The organism is Occultella aeris (genome assembly GCF_902703175.1).
Lineage (GTDB): Bacteria > Actinomycetota > Actinomycetes > Actinomycetales > Beutenbergiaceae > Occultella > Occultella aeris.
Genome location: NZ_CACRYJ010000001.1, coordinates 1 through 1322, shown reverse-complemented (window position 1 = coordinate 1322; position 1322 = coordinate 1). Strand labels below are relative to the sequence as shown.

The following is a 1322-nucleotide window of genomic DNA, read 5'->3' as shown; positions in this document are numbered from 1 at the left end:
TCAGTGTCAGGGTGAGTGCGCCGCACTGGTTGCGGTGGTTGGATCCTGAGCACCTGGTGCCTGGCTCATACGTTCGTTGTCGTCCCTGGTTTGGGGCTGACGTCCATGGGTTTTGCCGGCACCGGGTGTGAAGGAGCCGGCCGGCGTGACTTGATAGGAGCGTGGCATCGCCCCCACTGAGATGTGTCCGCCGACCGGCCCAACCGTCCAGTCACTGATCAAGGTGAAGGAGGCAACCACCATGGTTGTTGTTGGAGCCGATGTCCACAAGCGCAGCCACACGTTCGTCGCGGTCGATGCGGTCGGCAAGCAGGTGGGTCAACTCACGGTCGAGGCGAGCACGAAGGGCCACTTGAAGGCGTTGGTATGGGCTCGTGGGAGGTTCGGGCAGGAACTGACGTGGGCGATCGAGGACTGCCGGCACCTGTCGGCCCGGCTGGAGCGTGACCTGCTCGGTGCGGGGCAGCAGGTGGTGCGGGTGCCGCCGAAGATGATGGCCCAGACGCGGGCCTCGGCCCGCACGCGGGGCAAGTCCGACCCCATCGATGCTCTCGCGGTGGCCCGGGCGTTCCTGCGTGAACCCGGTCTGCCGGTCGCGACCCATGACGAGGTCTCTCGGGAGGCGAAGCTGCTCGTGGACCGCAGAGAGACCCTGGTGGGCACCCGCACCCGCACGATCAACTCGTTGTTGTGGCGGGTCCACGAGCTCGACCCCGCCCATGCGCCGAAGCCACGATCGCTGGACCTGGTCAAGCACCAGCAGAAACTGCGGGAGTGGCTGATCACCCGTGAGGGGATCGTGGCCGAGCTGGCTCTGGATGAACTCGAGGACATCATCGCGCTGACCGAGCGGATCAAGGCCTTCGACAAGCGTATTGGCGCGTTGGCCCGGGCCCAGGCACCGGCTCTGCTGGACCTGCCCGGGTGCGGTGAACTGACCGCAGCGAAGCTGTTGGGTGAGTGCGCCGGGATCACCCGGTTCCACGGTGAGGCCGCGTTCGCACGGCACGCCGGCGTGGCACCGATCCCGGTCTGGTCCGGCAACACCGCCGGCAGAGTACGGATGACCCGGTCGGGCAACCGGCAACTCAACTGCGCCCTGCACCGCATCGCCGTCACCCAGACCAGGCTCCACGGATCCCTCGGCTGGGCCTACTACGAGAAGAAGAAGACCGAAGGCATGTCCAAGCGCGAAGCCCTGCGGTGCCTCAAACGACGCCTCGCCCGCGTCGTCTACAACCAACTCAACACCGACCACCAGAACGACCACACCCAAGCCCCGCCGACTTGCCAACCGGCAGCGGCTTGACATAGGAGAAACC

General features: G+C 66.3%; 1 protein-coding gene. It reads left to right on the top strand.

Annotation, left to right across the window (positions count from 1 at the left end; translation table 11 throughout):
- The first annotated feature begins 223 nt into the window (after positions 1 to 223).
- Positions 224 to 1309: an IS110 family RNA-guided transposase gene (locus HALOF300_RS00005; RefSeq protein WP_197522183.1), complete on the top strand. Its 1086-nt coding sequence runs from the start codon at positions 224 to 226 to the stop codon at positions 1307 to 1309.
- Positions 1310 to 1322 lie beyond the last annotated feature (13 nt).